This window comes from Pseudomonas sp. Pseusp11, from assembly GCF_047304405.1.
Taxonomy (GTDB): domain Bacteria; phylum Pseudomonadota; class Gammaproteobacteria; order Pseudomonadales; family Pseudomonadaceae; genus Aquipseudomonas.
In genome coordinates this window covers 50,586-70,890 of record NZ_JBGLZF010000030.1, presented here as the reverse complement: position 1 = coordinate 70,890, position 20,305 = coordinate 50,586, and the positions used below count along the sequence as shown (strand labels likewise).

General features: G+C 59.3%; 20 protein-coding genes. 9 read left to right on the top strand and 11 right to left on the bottom strand.

From position 1 onward, the window contains the following. Positions 1-25 precede the first annotated feature (25 nt). Both lptG and lptF read right to left on the bottom strand, forming a co-directional pair. Entirely contained in the window at positions 26-1,087 is a 1,062-nt protein-coding gene (gene lptG / locus ACCC96_RS22155) for an LPS export ABC transporter permease LptG (RefSeq protein ID WP_019647754.1), read from the bottom strand. Further along, positions 1,080-2,198 carry an LPS export ABC transporter permease LptF gene (lptF, locus tag ACCC96_RS22150; RefSeq protein ID WP_413696905.1) on the bottom strand — a complete coding sequence of 373 codons (1,119 nt, stop codon included), beginning with the start codon at positions 2,196-2,198 and terminating at the stop codon, positions 1,080-1,082. Before lptF ends, lptG begins: the two co-directional genes overlap by 8 nt. A 294-nt stretch (positions 2,199-2,492) precedes the next feature. Here lptF and ACCC96_RS22145 point away from each other — a divergent pair, with 294 nt between their 5' ends. The 5 genes from ACCC96_RS22145 to rlmF all read left to right on the top strand — a co-directional run bounded on the left by ACCC96_RS22145 (position 2,493) and on the right by rlmF (position 9,176). Next, positions 2,493-3,983, top strand: coding sequence for a leucyl aminopeptidase (locus tag ACCC96_RS22145; RefSeq protein WP_413696904.1), 1,491 nt, complete (start codon positions 2,493-2,495; stop codon positions 3,981-3,983). A 60-nt stretch (positions 3,984-4,043) separates the two neighbouring features. Further along, the gene (locus ACCC96_RS22140) at positions 4,044-4,472 is read left to right on the top strand and encodes a DNA polymerase III subunit chi (protein WP_413696903.1); all 429 of its coding nucleotides are present in this window, start codon (positions 4,044-4,046) and stop codon (positions 4,470-4,472) included. Positions 4,473-4,480: 8 nt separating this feature from the next. After that, complete coding sequence (locus ACCC96_RS22135) at positions 4,481-4,864, top strand: hypothetical protein (protein WP_018927097.1); 384 nt, start codon at positions 4,481-4,483, stop codon at positions 4,862-4,864. A gap of 267 nt (positions 4,865-5,131) precedes the next feature. Continuing rightward, positions 5,132-7,978: a valine--tRNA ligase gene (locus ACCC96_RS22130; protein WP_258671094.1), complete on the top strand. Its 2,847-nt coding sequence runs from the start codon at positions 5,132-5,134 to the stop codon at positions 7,976-7,978. Between the two features lie 175 nt (positions 7,979-8,153). Then, positions 8,154-9,176 (top strand): 23S rRNA (adenine(1618)-N(6))-methyltransferase RlmF, encoded by a 1,023-nt coding sequence (rlmF, locus tag ACCC96_RS22125; protein WP_028940334.1) that lies wholly within the window; start codon positions 8,154-8,156, stop codon positions 9,174-9,176. 101 nt (positions 9,177-9,277) lie between these two features. Here rlmF and ACCC96_RS22120 read toward each other — a convergent pair whose 3' ends face one another. Next, positions 9,278-9,559 carry an HU family DNA-binding protein gene (locus ACCC96_RS22120; protein WP_007905514.1) on the bottom strand — a complete coding sequence of 94 codons (282 nt, stop codon included), beginning with the start codon at positions 9,557-9,559 and terminating at the stop codon, positions 9,278-9,280. A gap of 397 nt (positions 9,560-9,956) precedes the next feature. Between ACCC96_RS22120 and yejK the strand changes: the two genes are divergently transcribed. Continuing rightward, entirely contained in the window at positions 9,957-10,961 is a 1,005-nt protein-coding gene (yejK, locus tag ACCC96_RS22115; protein ID WP_413696902.1) for a nucleoid-associated protein YejK, read from the top strand. Beyond that, positions 10,961-11,311 carry a glutaredoxin family protein gene (locus tag ACCC96_RS22110; RefSeq protein WP_413696901.1) on the top strand — a complete coding sequence of 117 codons (351 nt, stop codon included), beginning with the start codon at positions 10,961-10,963 and terminating at the stop codon, positions 11,309-11,311. Before yejK ends, ACCC96_RS22110 begins: the two co-directional genes overlap by 1 nt. Positions 11,312-11,433: 122 nt before the next feature. Here ACCC96_RS22110 and ACCC96_RS22105 read toward each other — a convergent pair whose 3' ends face one another. Continuing rightward, positions 11,434-12,369, bottom strand: a complete 936-nt coding sequence (locus ACCC96_RS22105; protein ID WP_413696900.1) for a glutathione S-transferase family protein — start codon at positions 12,367-12,369, stop codon at positions 11,434-11,436. 301 nt (positions 12,370-12,670) lie between these two features. Here ACCC96_RS22105 and ACCC96_RS22100 point away from each other — a divergent pair, with 301 nt between their 5' ends. Continuing rightward, positions 12,671-13,219, top strand: a complete 549-nt coding sequence (locus tag ACCC96_RS22100) for a PBECR2 nuclease fold domain-containing protein (RefSeq protein WP_413696899.1) — start codon at positions 12,671-12,673, stop codon at positions 13,217-13,219. 313 nt (positions 13,220-13,532) lie between these two features. Here ACCC96_RS22100 and ACCC96_RS22095 read toward each other — a convergent pair whose 3' ends face one another. The 4 genes from ACCC96_RS22095 to ACCC96_RS22080 form a co-directional block, all read right to left on the bottom strand. Continuing rightward, the gene (locus ACCC96_RS22095) at positions 13,533-13,838 is read right to left on the bottom strand and encodes a GIY-YIG nuclease family protein (protein ID WP_413696898.1); all 306 of its coding nucleotides are present in this window, start codon (positions 13,836-13,838) and stop codon (positions 13,533-13,535) included. 40 nt (positions 13,839-13,878) lie between these two features. Beyond that, positions 13,879-14,349, bottom strand: a complete 471-nt coding sequence (locus ACCC96_RS22090) for a nuclear transport factor 2 family protein (RefSeq protein WP_086944862.1) — start codon at positions 14,347-14,349, stop codon at positions 13,879-13,881. Between the two features lie 100 nt (positions 14,350-14,449). Continuing rightward, the gene (locus ACCC96_RS22085) at positions 14,450-15,766 is read right to left on the bottom strand and encodes a CynX/NimT family MFS transporter (RefSeq protein ID WP_413696897.1); all 1,317 of its coding nucleotides are present in this window, start codon (positions 15,764-15,766) and stop codon (positions 14,450-14,452) included. Next, complete coding sequence (locus tag ACCC96_RS22080) at positions 15,756-16,415, bottom strand: FadR/GntR family transcriptional regulator (RefSeq protein ID WP_026345664.1); 660 nt, start codon at positions 16,413-16,415, stop codon at positions 15,756-15,758. Before ACCC96_RS22080 ends, ACCC96_RS22085 begins: the two co-directional genes overlap by 11 nt. A 210-nt stretch (positions 16,416-16,625) precedes the next feature. On the opposite strand from ACCC96_RS22080, the gene ACCC96_RS22075 reads away from it, so the two are divergent. Beyond that, the gene (locus ACCC96_RS22075; protein WP_413696896.1) at positions 16,626-17,084 is read left to right on the top strand and encodes an REP-associated tyrosine transposase; all 459 of its coding nucleotides are present in this window, start codon (positions 16,626-16,628) and stop codon (positions 17,082-17,084) included. A gap of 142 nt (positions 17,085-17,226) precedes the next feature. On the opposite strand, the gene ACCC96_RS22070 is transcribed toward ACCC96_RS22075, so the two are convergent. The 3 genes from ACCC96_RS22070 to ACCC96_RS22060 are packed head-to-tail and all read right to left on the bottom strand — an operon-like array spanning position 17,227 to position 20,292. After that, a complete protein-coding gene (locus ACCC96_RS22070) occupies positions 17,227-17,991 on the bottom strand; it encodes an amino acid ABC transporter ATP-binding protein (RefSeq protein ID WP_007936266.1) in 765 nt (254 codons plus the stop codon). An 11-nt stretch (positions 17,992-18,002) separates the two neighbouring features. Continuing rightward, the gene (locus ACCC96_RS22065) at positions 18,003-19,100 is read right to left on the bottom strand and encodes an amino acid ABC transporter permease (protein ID WP_019647734.1); all 1,098 of its coding nucleotides are present in this window, start codon (positions 19,098-19,100) and stop codon (positions 18,003-18,005) included. A gap of 10 nt (positions 19,101-19,110) precedes the next feature. Beyond that, positions 19,111-20,292 (bottom strand): amino acid ABC transporter permease, encoded by a 1,182-nt coding sequence (locus tag ACCC96_RS22060; RefSeq protein ID WP_018927109.1) that lies wholly within the window; start codon positions 20,290-20,292, stop codon positions 19,111-19,113. Positions 20,293-20,305: the final 13 nt, after the last annotated feature.

Here is a 20,305-nt window from a genome sequence, read left to right as displayed (position 1 = left end):
ATCGCCAGCAAGCCGGCTCCTACAATCAACCGGCCCGGCGCAGCAACCAGACCCCGGCCAGGGCGCAGACACCGGCCGGCACCAGCACCGCAAACAGCGGCGAGAAACCGAACACCAGGCTCGAAGGCCCGAGCAAATCCTGGACGATACGGAAGGTGAAGCCCACCAGTACACCAGTGAAGACCCGCTGACCGAGGGTCACCGAACGCAACGGACCGAAGATGAAGGAAATCGCCATCAACACCAATGCGGCGGTCACCAGCGGCTGCAACACCTTGACCCAAAACGCCAGCCAGTAACGTCCGTTACTCAGGCCCTGGTCAGCCAGGTAGTGGATGTAATTCCACAGACCGCTGATCGACAACGACTCGGGCGCCATTACCACGGTACTCAGCAGCTGCGGGCTCAGAGCAATTTCCCAGCGCTCCACCGGAGCAGTCACAACCTCGGTACTTTTGTCATGGAACAGCGTGGTCGTGACATCGGTCAGTTGCCAGTGATCGGTATCGAATTCCGCACGTTTGGCGAAGCTCGAAGACAGCATGTGGCGCTGATCGTCAAAACGATAACGGGTCACACCGTACAGCAGACCGTTGGGTTGTACGGAGTTGACGTGAATGAACTCATCACCCTGACGGTGCCACAAACCGTGCTTGGCGCTTTGCGCATCGCCACTGCCCTGAGCCAGCGAGCGGTTGGCCTGAGCGGTGACTTCCGTGGCCGGCGCGACGTATTCGCCGATCACCAGCCCTACCACCATCAGGATCAGCATCGGCTTCATCACGGCCCAGACGATCCGACCGATGGACACACCGGCGGCACGCATGATGGTCAGCTCGCTGTGACTGGCCAGACTGCCGAGGCCAATCAGGCAACCGATCAGCGCCGCCATCGGCAACATGTCGTACAGGCGGCGCGGCGCGGTCAGCAACACGTAACTCAGGACATCCATCAGCGTGTAGGTATCGCTGACTTCGCTCATTTCATCGATGAAGGCGAACAGCGTGGCCAAGCCCAGAATAATCCCCAGAACAGCCAGGATCGCGATGAACACACTGCTACCGATGTAGCGATCGAGCTTATCCACGGGCCACCTCCAGCGCGCTGCGGCGACTCGCCATCTTCAAGCTCAGCAACTCCCAGTACAGCAAGCCCAGACCGATGGCCAGGAAAACTGCATGCACCCACCACAAGCCCAACACCGGCGGGATCTTGCCCTTTTCTAGGGCGCCGCGAGCGGCAATCAGGATGGTCAGGTAAGCCATATAAAGAAGAATCGCCGGCAGCAGCTTGAGGAAACGGCCCTGGCGCGGGTTGACCCGCGACAGCGGCACCGCCATCAGGGTCACGATGAAGACCAGCAACGGCAGGGACAGGCGCCATTGCAGTTCGGTACGCGAACGGATGTCGTCGCTGGCCAGCAAGGAACTGGTGGTCATCGCATCACGGTCGGTCACTTCGTCGCTGACGTCCGGTTTTGGCAGTAATACGCCGTATTCGTCGTACTTGATGGCGCGGTAGTCGGCCAGACCCGGATTACCGTCGTAGCGGTAGCCGTTGTCGAGAATCAGGTAACGGTTGCCATCGGGCCTGATTTCCTGACGGCCCTTCTCGGCTACCAGCACGGAAATCCCCCGATCCTTGTTGTCGGAACTGACATTCTTTTGCGAAATGAACACGCCGCCCAGATTGATGCGGTCATCCGACAGTTGCTCGGTGTAGGTCACCCGAGTGCCGTCGCGCAAGGCCTGGAAGCGACCCGGCTCGAGGGTGTCGAACTCGGTCAGTGCATCCTGTTTGTTCAGCAGCAGCTGGAACTGGTTGGCACCTTGTGGCGCCAGGCTCAGGCTCAGCCACGCCACGACCAGGGCAACCAGGGTCGCCGGAAAAAGAGTCATGACAAACAGACGCTGCTGGCTCATGCCAGTGGCAGACAACACGGTCATTTCGCTTTCAAGGTACAGACGACCGTAGGCCAGCAGGATCCCGAGAAACAGCCCCAAAGGCAGGATCAGCTGCAGGAAACCCGGCAGACGAAAGCCCATGATCAGGAACAGCGAGCCCGGGTCCAGGAGCCCGGAGGCCGCCTGGGCGAGGTATTTGATGAAGCGTCCGCTCATGATGATGACCAGCAGCACGGCGCTGACGGCGCTCAAGGTCAACAGGACTTCGCGGGATAGATAACGGAAGACAATCAAACCAGACACTCCAGGGTTGTCAGGCTAAGCGGCCAAACAAGCAAACATATCAGCCGGCCCGCAGGGCAGAGCCGCCGAAAAAGATGCGCATTATCCTGTGATTGAGTGCGCCTGTCACTGCACATGCTCAAGCAGGCGCCTGAACCGCTGAAGTTCGCATAACCGAGGGTTGTCAGGCGCAGGCAGCGAGGTTCAAACTGCTGCCTTTGTCGCTGGCAATACACCAGCGTCTTTCTACTTATAAGCAAGCCTCTGCGCGTCGCGCAGTTTGACCATTAATTCAGGGACCCGGACATGGAACTGGTTGTAAAAAGCGTTAGCCCGGAAACGTTGAAGACCGCCACACTGGTGGTCTCCGTCCGCGAAGGCCGCAAGCTCGGCTCCGTAGCCAAACAACTCGACGAACTGAGCGGCGGCGCTATCAGCGCAGTGCTCAAGCGCGGCGACCTGGCCGGCAAAGTCGGCCAAAGCCTGTTGCTGCACAGCCTGCCCAACCTCAAGGCCGAACGCGTGCTGCTGGTGGGCGTGGGCAAGGATGAAGAACTGGGCGATCGCCCGTTCCGCAAAATCATCGCCGGCATCCTCAATACCCTGAAAGGTCTGGGCGGCAGCGATGCAGTGCTGGCCCTGGACGAAGTGGTGGTCAAGGGCCGTGACAGCTATGGCAAGACCCGCCTGCTGGCCGAAACCCTGGTGGACGGCGAGTACACCTTCGAACAGTTCAAGAGCCAGAAAGCCGACCCGCGCGCCCTGAAGAAAGTCACGCTGGTGACCATCAAGGCGGCACAGGCTGAAGTCGAACGCGCCGTGGCCCACGCCACCGCGATCGCCAACGGCATGGCCTTCACCCGTGACCTGGGCAACCTGCCGCCGAACATCTGCCACCCGACGTTCCTTGGCGAACAAGCCAAGAACCTGGGCAAAGAGTTCAAAAGCCTGAAAGTCGAAGTCCTCGATGAGAAGAAGATCAAGGACCTGGGCATGGGCTCGTTCTACGCCGTCGGCCAGGGCAGCGCCCAGCCACCGCGCCTGATCGTCATGCAATACAACGGCGGCAAGAAATCCGAGAAGCCGTACGCGCTGGTCGGCAAAGGCATCACCTTCGACACCGGCGGCATCAGCCTCAAGCCGGGCGCCGGCATGGATGAGATGAAGTACGACATGGGCGGCGCCGCCAGCGTGTTCGGTACGCTGCGCGCCGTGCTTGAGCTGAAACTGCCGATCAACCTGGTGTGCATCCTGGCCTGCGCCGAGAACATGCCGAGCGGCAACGCTTCGCGTCCGGGCGACATCGTCACCACCATGAGCGGCCAGACCGTGGAAATCCTCAACACCGACGCCGAAGGCCGTCTGGTGCTGTGCGATGCCCTGACCTACTCCGAACGCTTCAAGCCGCAAGCGGTGATCGACATCGCCACCCTGACCGGTGCTTGTGTCGTGGCACTGGGCGCCCACACCTCGGGCCTGCTGGGCAACAACGACGAGCTGATCGGCCAACTGCTGAGCGCCGGCCAATCCGCCGACGACCGCGCCTGGCAACTGCCGCTGTTCGATGAATATCAAGAGCAGCTGGACAGCCCGTTCGCCGACATCGCCAACATCGGCGGCCCGAAAGCCGGCACCATCACCGCTGCCTGCTTCCTGTCGCGCTTCACCAAGAACCTGAACTGGGCGCACCTGGACATCGCCGGCACGGCCTGGACCAGCGGCGGCAAGGACAAGGGCGCCACTGGCCGTCCGGTTCCCCTGCTGACCCAATACCTGCTGGACCGCGCCAAAGCCTGAAACCGATGACCTTGAGCTGCGCCGCTTTCTGGTGACGCCGCTCAAGGCTCAGGAACCGCAATGACCAAAGTCGACTTCTATATCCTGCCCAGCGCCGATCCTTCGGCGCGGCTGGATTTCGCCTGCAAGCTCACCGAAAAAGCCTGGCGCATGGGCCACCGCATTTACCTGCATTGCAGCGATGCCGCCCAGCGTGACACGCTCGATGCGCGGTTGTGGGCGTTCAAAGGCGAAAGCTTCGTGCCCCACGGCCCTGCCGAAAGCGAGCCGGACGGCTTGATTGTTTTGGGTCTTGGCGATGACTGCGGTCAGCATCAGGATCTGCTGGTCAATCTCGACCTGAAAGTCCCGGCCTTTGCCAGACAGTTCGCCCGCGTGGCGGAAGTTGTGGTGGAAGACCCGGCGATTCGTGCGGCTGCGCGGGAGAGTTTTCGTTTCTACCGCGAACAGGGCTATCCTCTGCAAGATCACCGTTTACAGCGACTCTGAGCATTCCGATGGACACTCCAAAACCACCGCAAAAGTCCGTGCACCTGCTGGAAGACCTTGAGTCGATCCGCCAACTGCTCGGCGATGACAACCTGCAACCGCCGTTGCTGACCGACGCCGTCATTGAAGGCGACCAGGAACAGATTCCCATGCTGTTCGACACCGTCGGCCATGCGCCGCAGGTCGAACCGCCACCACCCGCCCCGGCCGCCCAGCCGGCTCCTGCCGCCAACAAGGGCCCCGATGCCCTGTTGCACCTTGATAGCGAGCTGCGCGCCGCCGCGCAATTGATCATGCAAGACGTGATCGACGACTTCGCCCCGCACATCGAAACCGAAATCAAACGCCGGCTGGATGCGCGGATGGAACGGTTGCTCAGCCAGTACGAGTAAATCCTGAACCGAGCAGGCTTCTGTGGCGAGGGAGCTTGCTCCCGCTCGGCTGCGAAGCAGCCGCAAAACCCGAACACTCGGTGTACCTGATACACCTGACTTGATGGTGCCGGGGCCGCTTCGCGCCCCAACGGGAGCAAGCTCCCTCGCCACGGGCCCCTTTCACAATTTGATCTGCGCCCTGTCCGCCCCTGCTCGCCCTACGCCCCGTGCCCCGCTATACTTCCCGGCTTTTCCTGAATAAATGCCAATAGGGTCCCGCCGCGCATGGATAAGACCTACCAGCCGCACGCCATTGAAACTTCCTGGTACAACACCTGGGAGTCTGAGAATTACTTCGCCCCGCAAGGCGCGGGCGAGTCCTACACCATCATGATCCCGCCGCCGAACGTCACCGGCAGCCTGCACATGGGTCACGGCTTCAACAACGCGATCATGGACGCCCTGATCCGTTTCCGCCGTATGCAGGGTCGCAACACCCTGTGGCAGCCAGGCACCGACCACGCCGGTATCGCCACGCAAATGCTGGTGGAGCGTCAACTCGAAGCCCAGGGCCAGAATCGCCACGATCTGGGCCGTGAGAAATTCCTCGAGAAAGTCTGGGAATGGAAGGATCAGTCCGGCGGCAACATCAGCCGCCAGATCCGCCGCCTCGGCTCGTCCGTAGACTGGAGCCGCGAGCGCTTCACCATGGACGACGGCCTCTCGGAAGCGGTGAAAGAAGCCTTCGTGCGCCTGCACGAAGACGGTCTGATCTACCGCGGCAAGCGTCTGGTCAACTGGGACACCAAGCTGCACACGGCGATTTCCGACCTTGAAGTGGAAAACCACGACGAGAAAGGTTTCCTGTGGAACCTGAAGTACCCGCTGGCCGATGGCGCCAAAACCGCTGAAGGCAACGACTACCTGATCGTCGCGACCACGCGTCCGGAAACCATGCTCGGCGACGCCGCCGTGGCAGTTAACCCGAACGATGAACGCTACAAAGCCCTGATCGGCAAATTTGTCGAACTGCCGCTGGTCGGCCGCCGCATCCCGATCATCGCCGACGATTACTGCGACCCTGAATTCGGCACCGGTTGCGTGAAAATCACTCCGGCCCACGACTTCAACGACTACGAAGTCGGCAAGCGCCACAACCTGCCGCTGCTGAACATCTTCGACAAGAATGCCGACGTGCTGCCAGCAGCCCAAGTGTTCAACCTCGATGGCAGCGTTAACGAGCAGATCGACGGCACACTGCCCGCCGATTTCGTCGGCCTCAACCGCGAGCAGGCCCGCAAGGAAATCGTCGCTGCGTTCGAAGCGGCCGGCCTGCTGGTCAGCGTCGACGACCACGCCCTGAAAGTGCCGAAAGGCGACCGCTCCGGCACCATCATCGAGCCGTGGCTGACCGATCAGTGGTACGTGTCCACCAAGCCATTGGCCGAGCCGGCCATCGCCGCGGTTGAAGACGGCCGCATCCAGTTCGTGCCCAAGCAGTACGAAAACATGTACTTCTCGTGGATGCGCGATATCCAGGACTGGTGCATCAGCCGTCAGCTGTGGTGGGGCCACCGGATTCCGGCCTGGTACGACGAGTCGGGCAAGGTCTACGTCGGTCGCGACGAAGCCGAAGTACGTGCCAAGCACAATCTCGGGCCGGATGTTGCGCTGCAACAAGACAACGACGTTCTGGATACCTGGTTCAGTTCGGGCCTGTGGACCTTCTCCACCCTGGGCTGGCCGGAGCAGACCGAATTCCTGAAGAAATTCCACTCCACCGACGTGCTGGTGACCGGTTTCGACATCATTTTCTTCTGGGTTGCCCGAATGATCATGCTCACCATGCACTTGGTGAAAAATGAAGACGGCACGCCGCAGGTTCCGTTCAAGACCGTGTATGTACACGGTCTGGTACGTGATGGCCAGGGCCAGAAGATGTCCAAGTCCAAGGGCAACGTCCTGGACCCGCTGGACATCATTGACGGTATCGAACTGGAAGATCTGGTGCAAAAACGCACCTCCGGCATGATGCAGCCGAAACTGGCGAAGAAGATCGAGAAGCAGACCCGCGACGAGTTCGCCGACGGCATCGCCAGCTACGGCACCGACGCCCTGCGCTTCACGTTCTGCTCGCTGGCGTCCACCGGTCGCGACATCAAGTTCGACATGGGCCGCGTCGAAGGCTACCGCAACTTCTGCAACAAGATCTGGAACGCCGCGCGCTACGTACTGGACAAAGGTGAAGACTGCGGCCAGAACGGCGAAGCCTATGAGCTGTCCCTGGCGGATCGCTGGATCATCTCGCAGTTGCAACGCACTGAAGCCGAAGTGACCCGTCAGCTCGATCAGTTCCGTTTCGACCTGGCGGCACAAGCCTTGTACGAGTTCATCTGGAACCAGTATTGCGACTGGTACCTGGAACTGTCCAAGCCTGTGCTGTGGGACGAAAACGCACCGGTCGAACGTCAGCGCGGCACCCGTCGCACTCTGGTTCGAGTGCTGGAAGTCGCTTTGCGCCTGGCTCACCCGTTCATGCCATTCATCACCGAAGAAATCTGGCAGCGCGTTGCGCCGCTGGCCGGTATTCAAGGCAAGACGATCATGCTGCAACCTTGGCCAGTGGCCGTTGAGGCACGCATCGACCAGGCTGCCGAAGACGATATCGAATGGCTCAAGGGTCTGATGCTCGGCACGCGTAACATTCGTGGCGAGATGAACATCGGTCCAGGCAAGCCGCTGAACCTGTTCCTGAAAAACGTCAGCGCCGAAGATCAGCGCCGTCTCACCGAGAACGAAGCCCTGCTGAAGAAGCTGGCTCGCCTGGAATCGATCACTGTTCTGAAGGCTGGCGAAGAAGCACCGCTGTCCGCCACCGCACTGGTTGGCGAGATGGAAGTGCTGGTGCCGATGGCCGGCCTGATCGACAAGGACGCCGAACTGGCGCGTCTGGACAAGGAAATCCTGCGTCTGCAAGGTGAAGTTCAGCGGGTGGGCGGCAAGCTGTCCAACGCCGGTTTCGTCGACAAGGCTCCGGCCGAAGTCATCGAGAAGGAACGCGCCAAACTGGCTGAAGCTGAACAGGCTTTGGGCAAGCTGGCGGAGCAACATGCGCGAATTGCCAGTTTGTAACGGCACATCGCAATGAAACAGGGAGGCCCCAGCGGCCTCCCTTTTTTATGCCCGCCACATACTCCCAAACACCCGTTGCCACAGGGACATGCAGCGATCTTCACAATTGGGTGAGCAGCAGCTGGATGTGGGACAATACCCGCCACTTTTAGCCATACCCGAATCGACCTCGCCCATGACCGCCCCCAGCACACCCAAACCTGCGCGCAAAAAGCCTAAACCCGCGACCCCGGCCAAAGCCGTGGAGCCACGCGAGAAGGCCAGCCTGCACCCGCGCAATCGCCATCAGGGTCGTTACGACTTCCCGGCGCTGATCAAGACCACGCCGGAGCTGGCGAAGTTCGTGATCATCAATCCGTACGGCAAGGAGAGCATCGACTTCGCCAGCCCGGACGCGGTGCGAGTGTTCAACCGGGCGCTGCTCAAGGCGTTCTACGGTATCGCCCATTGGGACATCCCGGCCGACTACCTGTGCCCGCCGGTTCCGGGCCGTGCCGACTACGTGCACTTCCTGGCCGACCTGCTGGCCAGCGTCAACGACGGCGAAATCCCTCGCGGCGCGCCAGTCAAGGTGCTCGATATCGGCATGGGCGCCAACTGCGTCTATCCGTTGATCGGCTACAGCGACTACCGCTGGCACTTCCTGGGCTCGGAAATCGACCCGATAGCCGTAGCCTCGGCCAAAGCCATCGTGCAGTCCAACGGGCTGAACAAAGCCATCCAGCTACGCCAGCAAACTAATCCCAAGCACATTCTGCTGGGCTTGCTCGAACCCGGCGAACGCTTTGACCTGACGATGTGCAACCCGCCGTTCCATGCCTCGATGGACGAGGCGACCAAGGGTAGCGTGCGTAAATGGCGCGCGCTGGGCCGCGCCGACCCAAAACGCAAACTGCCGGTGCTGAACTTTGGCGGGCAATCGGCCGAACTGTGGTGTGAAGGTGGCGAGGCACGGTTTGTGACGCAACTGATCGCCGAGAGCGCGCACTTTCAACACAAAGTGCTTTGGTTCAGTACCCTGGTCTCGAAAGCCTCGAACCTGCCGGCGATCCAGACGGCGCTGAAAAAGGCCGGCGTATTGGAAAGCCAGGTCGTGGAAATGTCCCAAGGGCAGAAGCAAAGCCGTTTCGTCGCCTGGACCTTCCAGACCAAATCCGAGCAACAGGTCTGGCGCGAACGCTGGGCCCGTAAAAGCTGAGTAACAACCGAGACAGCGATTGAGCCTGATCAATCGCTGAATCGCAGGCACAAAAAAACCGTGCCCGGATTGCTCCGGAGCACGGTTTTTTTTAACAAGTCTTACTTGTTAACAGCGTCGGTCAGGCCTTTGGCCACAACCAGCTTGATCACTTTCTTGGCAGCGATTTCGATGGCAGCGCCAGTCGAAGGGTTGCGGCCGGTACGGGCAGGACGCTCAGTCACTTTCAGCTTGCCGATACCTGGCAGAGTGATTTCGCCGCCGTTTTCCAGCTGATCGGCAACGATTTGGCCCAGTTGGTCCAGAGCGTTACGCGCGGTGGTTTTTGGCGCGTCGATAGCTTCAGCGATGTCGGCGATCAGTTGGTCTTTAGTAAGAGCCATTGTAGTGTTCCTTCCCTATCAAATTCATATGGATTGCAGAGTGCAGTGTCAGCCATCGAGCCCGATCTTCTGGATCTGGCACCCTCGGCCATAACCACGACGAGTCGGGGTTATAGATACCGAAATCAGGGTTTGGTTCGACCTGACAAATGCTGAATGCACGCTTAACGCAGTGACTTCGCGTAAGACCGGGCAAAACTAGCACAGAGACGGGGAAATATCCGCCTCTAGCTACCCATTTGGTCAGCTTTATTGCTCTAAATCGGGAAAAAATCACATTAGGGTCGCCGGACAGCTTCGAATTGCCCTTCGGACCACGCCAAAACCAGTGGTTGCGGTACACTGGGCGCTTTTTCGGGGGAGCACGCCCTCCTCTCTTCAATCAGCCGAGAAGCCCATGCCGATCCGTCATTGCATCGTCCACCTGATCGACAAAAAACCCGACGGCACACCCGCAGTTCTTCACGCCCGCGACTCTGAACTGGCTGAGTCCGCGGCCATCGAGAACATGCTCGCCGACCTGAACGAAAGCTATAACGCCAAACAGGGCAAAGCCTGGGGGCTGTTCCATCCGGAGTCCGGTGCGTTTCCATTCAGCGGCTGGCTGAAGGAATACCTCGACGGTGGTCGTGATTTCACGGCCTTCAGCCGGGTGGCGGTCGAGCATCTGCAGAAGCTGATGGAAGAATCCAACCTCTCGGTCGGTGGCCATGTGCTGTTCGCGCATTACCAGCAAGGCATGACCGATTACCTGGCCATCGCCCTGCTGCACCACAGCGAAGGCGTGGCGGTGACCGATCAGCTGGACGTGACCCCTTCGCGACATCTGGACCTTGGCCAGTTGCACCTCGCAGCGCGGATCAACGTCTCCGAGTGGCAGAACAACAAGCAGTCCAAGCAGTACATCTCGTTCATCAAAGGCAAGAACGGCAAAAAGGTTTCGGAGTACTTCCGCGACTTCATCGGCTGTCAGGAAGGCGTCGACGGCCCCGGCGAAACCCGCACCCTGCTCAAGGCGTTCAGTGACTTCGTCGAAAGCGAAGACCTGCCGGATGAGTCCGCGCGCGAGAAGACCAAGACCCTGGTGGATTACGCCAGCAGCCAGGCCAAAATGGGCGAGCCCATGGGCCTGGAAGAGTTGTCCGGACTGATCGACGAAGATCGCCCGAAAGCCTTCTACGATCACATCCGCAACAAGGACTACGGCCTGTCCCCGGAGATCCCGGCGGACAAGCGTACCCTGAACCAGTTCCGCCGCTTCACTGGCCGCGCCGAAGGCCTGTCGATCAGCTTCGAAGCGCACCTGCTGGGCTCGAAGATCGAATACGACGAGGAGGCCGGCACGCTGATCATCAAGGGCCTGCCGACCCAACTGACCGACCAGCTCAAGCGACGCAACTGATGCTCGGCGGCGTGTTGAAAAAATTCCTGCTGATCCTGCTGGTGGTTGTGGTTTACCAGAACTGGGGCAAGATCGAGCGGGTAATTCACCCCTCGCAGGTGGTGTCCGAACAGACCCAGGCCAAAGCCAACGTCGTGCTCTACGCCACTGACTGGTGCGGCTACTGCAAGCTGACCCGACGCTTCCTCGATCAGAAAGGCATTCCGTACAAGGAATTCGATATCGAGAAGGATGCCGTGGCGCGCAAAGCCTACGAGGCGCTGGGGGGACGCGGGATTCCGCTGATCGATGTGAACGGGACGCTGATTCGCGGGTATGACCCGGACCAGGTGCTTGCGGCGTTGAAGTAACCCTTAAAATCAAAAGATCGCAGCCTTCGGCAGCTCCTACAGAGTTCACACCGATCCTGCGTAGGAGCTGCCGAAGGCTGCGATCTTTTGCGCTTGCTATCACCAAAGCTTTTCAGAGCAGATCAACACGCTTCGATACGAAACCCGAACCGCGGAAAGTGCACATGCACCACACCGGCCCGCTCGTCTTCACGGCGCAGAATCAATTCCTCGCTGCCGGCAAACAGCAATTCCCCCGCCACCGGATCAACCCCGTAATCGGTCGCTGCAATCACCACCTGCTGGCCAACCTCGAAGCCGTTCGGCTCATCGAACTGCTCATCCGGCAATGCGGCCGGTGTGGCATTGCGGGCAATTTCCAGCGCTTGCTCGGCCGTCATCTCGCTGAACGCGCCATGACCAAAACCCATCACACGGCCAAACCACGCCAAAACGGCCGGATAAGCATCCACCAACGGTGACGTCACGTGCGTCGCCTTGAGGAACCACAGCGAGTGAGCCAGGGCAAAGTCGGCAATCGACGGTTCACCGAACAGGAAATCCCCCTGCTCGCGCTGAAGCTGCTGCTCCAGACGCGCCATGATCGTTGGCCACTGATGCCGGGCCTGCTCGGCCGACAACCGTGTGGCACTGCCACCGCTGAACAAACCGGCGCGATCGGCCAGGAATGCCTTGATCGCTTCCGGCGACAATTTGCCGAAGCGCACCGCTACCGATTCTGGCTGGAACACCAGGCTGACCGCATGCTGGAACACCACCGAATCGGCCCACGCCGCAAAGGTCGCCGTGACCATTTCCTGGCCTTCCGGGAAAAACGCCGGTGAAGCTTTTTCCTGCTCCAGACGACGAGCGATCAACGCGGTGTCGCAATAGACATCGGCACCGATCTGCAACACCGGCGTCTTGCGGTAGCCGCCGGTCAGGGCCGTCAGGTCGGGTTTTGGCATCACCGGCGAGATCATCACAGAGCGCCAGGACAACCCCTTGAAGCCCAGCAACAAGCGGGCCTTTTCGGCGAAAGGGGACGTCGGGTAATGATGCAGAATCAACTCGGACATTACGTAAGCCTCATTTTTAATTATGGCTACAGCCCCTTTAAATACCCAGGCCGTAGTGTTTTCTAAGTCATTCATATCCACTTGATCTTCTTTCAGTTCATCAAGTGTCCATACACTTCGGCTATCGCATTCGGATTGAGCACTTCAGCCAAGAGCCCTGGGCTGAAGTGATAGACAACACTCCGATCTCGCAATACGTCGTTACCTTTCGATGTGGAAAAACGTTTTCTTCGGCCTGAGCCCTCCATGATCACAAGGTAACATTGCGACAAATAATGAAAACAACGAAGGATCGCTGCGCATGCTCGTGAATGTTGCGCCATTGATTAAAGAAGCAACAGGCCAACAGACTTGGATCGATCTTGCATTGCCCGACCTGAGGACGCTGGCAAGGGAGCTTCGCTCAGCCCCGATCGAAGAGGTGAAGAGGGCTGATGATGAGGAGGGAGCACTACAAATCCTCTTGGCTCACTTCGGATTTGTTGATGAAGCCCTGCTGGCAGTCACGATTGTGACCCCGATAGGAAATGTGGCGATCATGAGAGACAAACTGGCTCACATTGTCGAAAAACGCCCCGACTCTCGTGAGCGTTACGTTCGACATGCACTGGATACACTGACGGGGCCGTTCGAAGTATGGAGAGTACTTTATGACAACAGTGCATACCGCTTGGCGTTCATCAACGCTTACGAGGCCAAAAATGACATGCTCGTCGTTGTGAATGTCAGAGATGGGCACGTCATGTGGAACTTTATGCATGCCCCAGCGAGGGCCATGAACAAGCATCGACAAGGAGAGCTTCTCTACAAGCGTTACGTTCTCGAAGACAAAGAAAAAGGGCAGCTGTGAGGCTGCCCTTTGAATTTGAATCCTGATATTGGCATCCTCAGGAAATGGGATGAAGAGGTCTCACCTTACACCGATGTTGCAGCATCGCTGAGGTACCTACGTCTGCTAAAGCCCTGCAAGGCAGCAGATTTCGCGCTCTTGTTCTCATTCTTGATAAAGATGACAGGCATGTCAACTCATTTGCTACCTCATCCGGTCACCCCGCAACGTGCCTGCCAAAGCCCCCGAGAGCGGATCAACTTTTACGGCATTTTCCCTGCGTGCCCCATCCGCGCCTTCTCAGAAAGAGCTGACACCCCCGAAAACAAATGACCTACACCGATTGCATAGCACTCGCCACCAGACATTCCTTGGCGCTTTTCTTGAGTTTTTTGATTAAGCGCTCCTGACGCAGCGCTTCGCTTTTGTCGCGGCAAGCTTCGGTATAGACCAGCGCCACGGCCGGGCTGGACAGGAAGAAGCGCGCACCTTTGCCACTTTGGTGAGTGGCGAAGCGGCGAACGGGATCGTCGCTGATCCCGCAGTAGAGCGAACCATTGGCCGCGCGAACGAGATAGACGAACCAGGGTTTGCTCACTGGCGTATCGGCGTCGACAGGGACTTCGCTGAGGGTGTTCACGTGACGATCAAGGCTTGATAGGAAACAAGCCGCGATCTTATCAGCGACTGGCCTGGAATGCCTTCAGGCCCTTCAAGGCCTGAGCACGCACGGCGTTTCTTACCACTGGCGTCCAGCCCAACAGCAGCCCTTTGAAACCCAGCGCCTGACGCGACCAGCGCCACAGATCAAAACTGTCGTGGTGCTCGCAGATCTTGCCGTCGCGAAACACGAAACGCGCCTGAATGTCATTGACCACGATATTGCCAGTCTGACTGAACAGGTACGTCGCCACCCAATGGGCGCCGCCGGTGCGCTCATCGCTGCGTACGTTATCGAAGGTCAGGGAGAAGTCCTTGGCGCGGGTAGTGAGCATGCGCCACATATCGCCGGCATCGCGCCCGCGCAGTTCGCCGAACGCCGGATCACTGAACACCACGTCGTCGGTATAGCAGGCGCTCATGGCCTCGGCATCAAGCCGCTGGAAGGCTTGATAGAACCGGGTGATCAAGGCGTCGTGGGCGTCACTCATGGGCAGGCTCCGGAAAATAGGCAGATTGCCAGTACGATAATCTGCAAACGGACGAAACACCATCAGCATTCGCCCCCCGAATACCGACAGTGTGTGCGAATCAGATCTTTTCGCTTTCGACCTGCACGTACAGCGAACGCCCGGCACCGAGGCCGGCGATGATCGCGCCGAGGCCGATGACACCGAAGATCCAGCCCAGCGCTGTCCAGCCGCCGGTCCAGTCATGCACCACACCGACTGCGAACGGCCCCATGGATGCCAGGGTGTAGCCGAAGCCCTGTGCCATGCTCGACAGATTGGCCGCGACATGAGCATCCCGCGAGCGCAACACGATCAGGGTCAATGCCAGGCTGAACGTAGCGCCCTGCCCCAGTCCCAGCAGGATTGCCCAGCCCCACAGGCCGTCGATCGGCGCATAAAGGCAACCGAACAAGCCGCCGAGGGTCATTGCCATGACGATCACAATCGCCAGCCGCTGATCCTTGCCACGGGTCGCCAGCCACGGCGCCGCCAGCGAGCTGATCAACTGGACAATCACCGAACCCGACAGCACCAGACCGGCCTGGGTTGGCGTCAGACCGCGACCGATCAGAATCGACGGTAGCCAACCGAATACGATGTAGGCCAGAGACGATTGCAGGCCCATGTACAAGGTCACTTGCCAGGCCAGCGGATCGCGCAACAGGCCTCGGACCCGATAGGCAACGTTATGTGCGCCGTGTTTCTGACCGACTTGCGGCAGCCAGAACATGGCTGCGACCAAGGCCGGAACCACCCAGAAGCCGAGGCCCAGCGCCCAACTCTTGTCGAAATGTTCGCTCAACGGCACGGTCGCGCCGGCCGCCATGGCCGCGCCCAGGCACAGCGCCATGGTGTAGACGCCGGTCATGGTGCCGGCCTGTTTCGGGAAGTCGCGCTTGACGATGCCGGGCAGCAACACGCCGATCACCCCGATGCTGGCGCCGGCCAGCACGCTGCCGGCGAACAGGCCGACCTCGCCGAACGAGCTGCGCAAAATGATCCCGCCGGCCAGCATCAGGAGAATCCCCAACACCACCCGCTCGGCACCAAAACGTCGCGCAAGCACCGGCGCCAACGGCGCGAACAGACCGAGGCAAAGCACCGGCAAGGTGGTCAGCAAACCGGCCTGGGCAGCCGATAGCCCCAGTGTTTTCGAGACCTCGCTGAGCATCGGCGCCATGCTCGACAGCGCCGGACGCAAGTTCAGCGCCACCAGAATCAGCCCCAGCAACAACAGCCACGGGCGCCGCAGGAGCGGGTGACTTTGCTGAACCTCTGCATCATCGGCCTCGGCGTCGATCAACAGCTCTTCGAGCTCCGCCGTACGCTTGAGCTCAGTGATGCGGCTGTGGCTGGCCTGCTGACTGGACATCGGGTTCTCGGTTTCAAGGTTCATTGATCAACTGTCTCGTCAGGGCTTTGGCCCGATCCGGATCACGTTGTTCGACGGCATCGAGCAGTTCGATATGCAGGTCGAACACCGCCTGGCGTCGGGGGGTGATGTTCAGGGTCTGACGCAACTGTGCGCCGACGATGCTGGAGAAGTAGCGATACAGCTCACTGAGAGTCGGGTTGTGCGCCGCGTCTACCAGACGACGGTGAAACACCAGGTCGCAGGCGATGTAGGTGTCGAGGTCGCCGTGGTAGTGACTGCCACTGACGCCCAGCGCTTCGCGCAACGCCACCAGGTCTTCATCGGTGCGGCGTAATGCAGCCAGACCGATGGCTTCGACTTCAAGAATGTGCCGGGTTTCCCGAGCCTGTTCCTGAGAGCAGCGGGACAGCGCCTTCATCGTATCCAAAGGATCGACTACCGCCCGCAGATAACTGCCGTCACCCTGGCGGATCTCGATCAACCCGGAAAACGCCAACACGCGCATGGCTTCGCGCACGGTGTTGCGACTGATGCCCAGCTCAGTCGCCAATTCCGGCTCGGTGGGCAAACGCTGGCCGACCGTCCAGACACCTTGATTAATGCGCAGGCGCAGTTGGTCCAGGGCCTGATCGACCAAGGATCGTTTAATTAATGGAGAAATATCTGACATAGGATTCACCCTTTCATCCAATCATAGGATGAATTTTCTGACATGCTAGTCAGCTTCGTCCGACAAGGCAACGGGCTCACGCAAACCCTGTAGGAGCCGGCTTGCTGGCGATGGCGATCGTACCGACACATTCAGAACTGAACTTTGGCAATGCCCCTCACTATTGCGTACTAGCCTTCTGTTTCTCTCAAAACACAGGAGGGCAATGGAATGCCCGATCTTCCCCATGCCAATCGCTTACGCGCCGGACGTTATTCCCAAACCGGCCAAACCTACCTGCTGACAGCTGTCACCTGGAATCGCACCCCGTTTTTTACTGACTGGCGGGCAGGACGTCTGGTGGTAGACCACTTTCGTCAGGCGCAGACAGAAGAATGGGTCGATTCCCTCGCCTGGGTGGTGATGCCCGACCATTTTCATTGGCTGGTCGAACTGAAGAACAACTCGTTGTCGGCGTTGGTGCTGGCAACCAAATCGCGCAGCGCGCGGGCGGTAAACGCGCGACTGGAGCGCAGAGGGATGGTATGGCAGAGAGGTTTCCATGATCGCGCGATTCGCCGTGAAGCGGATCTGCAAGCGGTCGCCCGATACATCGTTGCCAATCCATTGCGTGCGGGGCTTGTCACACGTGTGCACGATTACCCATTGTGGGATGCCAAATGGCTATAGCCGGGATACTCGGTGGCGTCTGGTATGCCGCCATCGCCAGCAAGCCGGCTCCTACAGGGTTCGCGGTCAGCAGGTGGAGCGTTTCATTGGAGCAAAAAAAACCCGGAACAGAGTCCGGGTTTATTTCACTGCCAAGCGTCTATCAATGCAGGATCTGGCTCAGGAACAACTTCGTCCGCTCGTTCTGCGGGTTGTCGAAGAAGTCGTTCGGCGCAGCCTGTTCGACGATTTCACCCTTATCCATGAAGATCACGCGGTTGGCCACGGTACGGGCGAAGCCCATTTCGTGGGTCACGCAGAGCATGGTCATGCCGTCTTCGGCCAGGCCGATCATGGTGTCCAGAACCTCTTTCACCATCTCCGGGTCAAGTGCCGACGTCGGTTCGTCGAACAGCATGATTTTCGGTTTCATGCACAGGGCACGGGCAATCGCCACACGCTGTTGCTGACCACCGGACAACTGCCCCGGGTATTTATGCGCCTGCTCCGGAATGCGTACGCGTTCCAGGTAATGCATGGCGATTTCTTCGGCCTTGCGCTTTGGCATCTTGCGTACCCACATCGGCGCCAGGGTGCAGTTCTGCAGAATGGTCAGGTGCGGGAACAGGTTGAAGTGCTGGAACACCATGCCGACTTCACGGCGGATCGCTTCGATCTGCTTGAGGTCGTTGGTCAGTTCCACTCCATCGACCACGATGCGGCCTTGCTGGTGTTCTTCCAGGCGATTGAGGCAACGGATGGTGGTGGATTTGCCGGAACCCGACGGGCCGCACAGCACGATACGCTCGCCCTGCTTGACGTTCAGGTTGATGTCTTTCAACACGTGGAACTGGCCGTACCACTTGTTTACGCCCTGCATCTGAATAATGCCTTGAGGACTCACAGGCTGTTTGATCGCTTCACTCATAAACTACGCTCCTAACGCTTGTGGCCAGTGTCCAGCTTGCGTTCCAAATGCATGGAATAGCGGGACATACCAAAACAGAAAATCCAGAACACCAGGGCCGCGAACACATAGCCTTCTGTGGCCATGCCCAGCCATTTCGGGTCGGCGGCGGCTTGCTTGACGCTGTTGAGCAAGTCGAACAGGCCGATGATGATCACCAGGCTCGTGTCCTTGAACAGCGCAATGAAGGTGTTGACGATGCCAGGGATTACCAGCTTCAGGGCTTGCGGCAAAATCACCAGGCCCATGCTGCGCCAGTAACCGAGGCCCATTGCCGCAGCCGCTTCGTACTGACCTTTAGGGATCGCTTGCAGACCGCCACGTACCACCTCGGCGATGTAGGCCGACTGGAACAGGATCACGCCGATCAACGCCCGCAGCAATTTGTCGAAGTTCATGCCTTCGGGCAGGAACAACGGCAACATCACCGACGACATGAACAGCACCGTGATCAACGGCACACCGCGCCAGAACTCGATGAAGGTCACGCAGACCACCCGAATCGCCGGCATGTTCGAACGACGGCCCAGGGCCAGCACGATACCCAGCGGCAGTGCGCCGACGATACCGACGGTAGCGATCACCAGGGTCAGCATCAGGCCGCCCCACTGGCTGGTCGCCACCTGGCTCAGACCGAATACACCACCGTGCAGCAGGAGGTAGGCAATGACCGGATAGAGCACCAGAAAGCTCAGGCCGTAGATTGCCTTGTGCGGAACACGTGCGATGAACAACGGCGCTACGCCAATCACCGCCAACCACACGGTCAGGTCCACGCGCCAGCGCAAATCCACCGGATAGTAGCCATACATGAACTGGCCGAAGCGCTGCTCAATGAACACCCAGCAGGCGCCGGCCTTGGTGCAATCGGCGCGGGTGGTGCCGACCCAATTGGCGTCGAGGATCGCCCAGCTCACGAGAGGCGGAACTATCAGGTAAATCAGATAGAACGCGAACAGCGTCAGCAGGGTGTTGATCCAGCTGGAAAACATGTGCGCCCGCATCCACGCCACAACACCGATGCTACTGCTCGGTGGAGGCATGTCGGGTTTGAAAGTATGAGTCGTCATGCGCTCTTCCTTACCGCTCGATCAGCGCAATGCGCTTGTTGTACCAGTTCATCAGCAGGGAAATGCTGATACTGATCGCCAGGTACACGCTCATGGTGATGGCAATGACTTCGATCGCCTGTCCGGTCTGGTTCAGCACCGTACCGGCAAACAACGACACCATCTCCGGATAACCGATACCGGCCGCCAGCGAGGAGTTTTTCGCCAGGTTCAGGTATTGGCTGGTCAGCGGCGGAATAATCACGCGCAGGGCTTGCGGGATGATCACCTTGCGCAGGGTCGGACCGTTGCGCAGCCCCAGCGAGTGAGCCGCTTCGGTCTGGCCGTGGCTGACCGACTTGATGCCCGAACGCACGATTTCGGCGATGAACGCCGCGGTGTACACCGTCAGGGCCAGGGTCAGTGCCAGCAGTTCAGGGATCAGCACCCAGCCGCCTACAAAGTTGAAACCTTGCAGCTGTGGCATTTCCCAATGCAGCGGCGCGCCGAAGATCAATGCGCACAACGCAGGAATGACCAGAAACATCGCCAGGCCTACCCAGAACTTGTGGAACGGTACGCCGGTCTCTTCGAAACGCTTGTTGGCCCACCGGCACATCAGCACGATCGCGACAATGGCCACGACGATGCTCGCCACAAACGGCCAGAAACCGTTCGCTATCAACGCTGCCGGCATGTTCAGGCCGCGGCTGCTGACGAAGAAGGTGTCGCCGAAGTTATGGCTATTGCGCGGCCCTGGCATGGTGAGGAACACCGCGAAGTACCAGAACAGGATTTGCAGCAACGGCGGAATGTTACGGAAGACCTCGACATAAACCGTCGCCATCTTGGCAATGATCCAGTTCTTCGACAGTCGTGCCACACCGACGATGAAACCGAGGATCGTCGCCAGGATCACGCCGATGAACGTCACCAGCAAGGTGTTGAGCAGGCCGATGACAAACACCCGGGCATAACTGTCCGATTCGGTGTAGTCGATCAGGTGCTGAGCGATGCCGAAACCGGCGCTGCGCTCAAGAAAACTAAAACCGGAGGTAATGCCCCGGTGTTGCAGGTTGGTTTGAGTGTTGTCGAACAGGTACCAACCCATTCCGACCACGGCGAGAACCGTAATGATCTGAAACAGCCACGCACGCACTCGCGGATCGCTGAGGCTGAACCTCTGCTTTGGTGCGCCGATTGAATTTTGCATGAAGTGCCCCGGA